The sequence below is a fragment of the Azospirillum sp. B506 genome (genome assembly GCF_000333595.1).
Taxonomy (GTDB): Bacteria; Pseudomonadota; Alphaproteobacteria; order Azospirillales; family Azospirillaceae; genus Azospirillum.
The window spans coordinates 1-3,613 of the sequence record NZ_BADK01001052.1 but is presented as its reverse complement, the minus strand read 5'-3'; the positions used below and the strand labels follow the sequence as shown (position 1 = coordinate 3,613).

At 68.8% G+C, this 3,613-nt stretch carries 3 protein-coding genes; all 3 read left to right on the top strand.

The window, feature by feature from the left end; all coding sequences use genetic code 11:
- Positions 1–145 precede the first annotated feature (145 nt).
- Entirely contained in the window at positions 146–901 is a 756-nt protein-coding gene (locus tag I71_RS32410) for an SDR family NAD(P)-dependent oxidoreductase (protein ID WP_042704022.1), read from the top strand.
- 38 nt (positions 902–939) lie between these two features.
- Positions 940–1,998 carry a 3-oxoacyl-ACP synthase III family protein gene (locus tag I71_RS32405; RefSeq protein WP_042704020.1) on the top strand — a complete coding sequence of 353 codons (1,059 nt, stop codon included), beginning with the start codon at positions 940–942 and terminating at the stop codon, positions 1,996–1,998.
- Between the two features lie 200 nt (positions 1,999–2,198).
- The coding region (locus I71_RS32400) for a flagellin (protein WP_042704018.1) at positions 2,199–3,613 on the top strand (1,415 nt) is incomplete at its 3' end.

The window sequence follows — 3,613 nt, the reverse complement described above, 5'->3', positions numbered from 1 at the left end:
TGCCAGGGACGGACGAAGCGGCCCTGCGCCTGGCCCTGCGTGCCGCCGCCGCCGATCTGCCGCCGGCTGCCCGGCCGCGCACCCTGACCTTCGCCGACCGCATCCCGCTGAGCGCCGCGGGCAAAAAGAGCAGAAAGGGAGCCGCATGACCGCCGCCGCCCAGCAGAAGCGCCACATCATCGTCACCGGGGGCAGCCGCGGCCTCGGCCTTGCGCTGGTGGAAGCGCTGCTGGCCGACGGTCACCGGGTCTCCACCTGCAGCCGCACCTCGTCGGACGCGCTGGAGCGGCTGGCCGGCCCCGACCTGTTCTGGCACCCCTGCCGCATCGGCGACGGTGACGAGGTGCGGGCCTTCTTCGACGCCGCCGTCGCCTGGGGCGGCGATGCGCCGTTATGGGGGCTGGTCAATAATGCCGGCATCGCGCGCGAAGGCGTTCTCGCGACCTTCCCGGAGGTCGATGCCGAGGCGGTGATCCAGACCAACCTGACCGGCGCGCTTCAGGCCGCCCGGGCCTTCCTGCGCGCCAAGCTGGTGGCGCGTGGTGCGGGCGGACGGGGCGGGCGCATCGTCAACATCTCCTCCATCATCGGGCAGCGCGGCTATGTCGGGCTTGCCGCCTATTCGGCGTCGAAGGCCGGTCTCGACGGGCTGACGCGGGCGCTGGCGCGCGAGGTCGGGCGGCGGGCGATCACCGTGAATTCGGTGGCGCCCGGCTATCTCGACACCGAAATGTCGGGGACGCTGTCGGACGGGCAGCGCGACCAGATCGTGCGCCGTACGCCGCTGGGCCGGCTCGGCACCGCGGCGGATGTGGTGCCGATGGTCCGTTTCCTGCTGAGCGACGGTGGCGGCTTCATCACGGGACAGACCCTGACGGTGGACGGCGGCATCACCTGCTGACGCCGCAAGGAATGCCGTAGGGAAAAGGGGAGGCGGAGATGGTCGCCAGCCGGATCGACGGGGTGTGCGTGCGCGGCGTCGTCGGCTGCGTGCCGGAGCGGCGCGAGACGGTCGAGGACCTGGCCCGCCGCTTCGGCGAGGATGCGGCCCGCAGGATCGCCGCCGCAACCGGGATCGAGGAACGGCGCATCGTCGCGCCGGACCAATGTACCAGCGACCTCGCAGAGGCCGCCGCCCGCCGCCTGCTCGACGGGCTGGGCTGGGAAGCCGGCAGCATCGACCTGCTGGTGCTGGTGACCCAGACCCACGACCAGACGCTGCCCGGCACCGGGTCCCTGCTGCACCGGCGGCTCGGGCTGCGCAAGGGGGCGGCGGTGCTCGATCTCACCCATGGCTGCTCCGGCTTCGTCTATGGGCTGTGGACCGCCGGGGGACTGCTGAAGGCGGCCGGACGGCGGGCGCTGTTGCTGGTCGGCGACACCACCTCGCGACTGGTCGATCCGGAGGACCGGGCGGTCGCCCCGCTGTTCGGCGATGGGGCCGCGGCGGTCGCGCTGGAGCTGGACGAAACCGCCGCCCCCATGGTCTTCGACCTGGGCAGCGACGGGACAGGGGCGCCCTATCTGGCGGCCGACGGCGGGGCGATGCGCCATCCGGACCGGCCGGCACGCCTGTTCATGGACGGAACCCAGGTCTTCGCCTTCACCCTGCGCGAGGTGCCGGGCAGCGTGCGCGCCGTGCTGGACGGTGCCGGCTGGACCACGGACATGGTCGACCATCTCGTCCTGCACCAGGCCAATGCCCAGATGATCCGACATCTCGGCCAGAAGCTGGGAATGGCGGCGGACCGTACAATCCTCGCCCTGCGGGAGGTCGGCAACACCAGTTCGGCCTCCATCCCCCTGGCTCTCGCCAAGGCGCTCGCCGACAGTCTGGCGGCCGGACCTTGTCGGCTGCTGCTGTCCGGTTTCGGCGTCGGCTGGTCCTGGGGCAGTGCGGCGCTCGTCGTCGGGCCGCTGGGCGTGTGCGAAACGGTGGTCCTTCCCGGCAGGAACTGCCCGGCAGAATCTGCCGCGCCGGCAAGCCCGGCCGCCTGACCGGCAGAATTTGCCGGCAGCCCGGCAAAAATTGCCGGGTCCTTTCTTGCCCACCGGTACGGATTACCGAGGAAACACGGCAAATTTGAACTGGCCCGCTTCTTGCCTACCACTTTGGCGGGGGAATTAGTCCCCTTCCGGATCGGGCGCCCCAAAAGCGGTGCGCCTCCGGACATCGATCCTCCAAAGGAGTGGCTACCATGGCCGGCAACGTTACCCTCTCGTCCTCCATGCGGACCAACCTGCTGCAGCTGCAAAGCACGCAGGAACAGATCAACAAGAAGCAGAACATCCTGTCGACGGGCAACAAGGTCAACACCGCCCTCGACGGCCCGACCGCCTTCTTCTCGGCCAAGGGTCTGAACCAGCGCGCCGGCGACCTGACGTCGCTGAAGGACGCGATGGGCCAGTCGATCAGCACCATCCAGGCCGCCGACAAGGGCCTGACCGCCATCGACTCCATGGTCGACCAGGCCAAGGGCCTGACCACCGCCGCCTATGCGGCGCTCGGCAACGATGCCGCCTCCATCGCCACCCGCAAGTCGCTGGCCAGCCAGTTCAACACGCTGCGCGGCCAGATCGACAAACTCGCCGCCGACAGCGGCTACGGCGGCAAGAACCTCATCGCCGGCAACGGCCTGAGCATGGACAGCACCAGCGAGTCCCGTGCCGCCGTCAACAGCATGACCGGCGTCGACAACGCCCGCGTCACCAACGTGCAGTCGGCCGACACCTACTCGATCCGCGTCAAGGGCGACGGCTCGATCGAAGGCAAGGCCGATGACATCTCCAGTGCCGAGAACGCGCACGGCCTGACCGGCCTGAAGCTGTCGGGCACGATGTCCAACACGACGGGCAGCTTCTCCGATGTTCAGATCGAGGTGCGCGGTGCCAACGGCCGCAGCCGCGACATCATCGTGTCGGACGGCAGCGAAACCCGTACGACCTCCTACTTCGACAACTCGCAGACGACCAGCACGGCCCTGGTGACGCCCGCCAAGACGAACGGTGCGCAGGTGTCCACCGTGAACATCGGCGGCACCATCGAAGAAGGCGACATCTTCACCATCACGGTGGAAGGCCAGTCCTTCAGCTATGCTGCCACGTCGGGCGACGTCGCGGTCGGCCAGAACGCCGCCGCCAACGTCGCGGCCAAGCTGCAGGCGTCGATCAGCAGCGCCATCGGCACCGGCGGCCGCCTGAATGGCAAGGACGTCGCCACCGCCTCGGTCAGCACCACCGGCACCATCACCCTGACGGGTACGGCCACGGCCAATGCGGTGACCAGCTTCACGCTGACCTCCAGCACCACCAACGCGCTGACCAAGAAGATCTCGGAAAGCTTCGCGTCGGGCACCATCGTGTCCTTCACGGTCGACCGCCGTCTGCTGGAAGCGGCGAACAACCAGGGCAACGGTGTCTCGACCATCGAAAAGAAGGTCGACCTGCAGATCCAAGTCACCAACTCCAACGGTTCCCAGGTCACCCGCGACGGCATGAACGACAAGGGCGACGGGAAGCTGGCCAACGGCGATCAGGCCTTCGCCTTCGACACCGGCACGGTTCACGTCGACGTCGATGCGAAGACGATCAAGAAGGCCGCTTCGGCCAACTG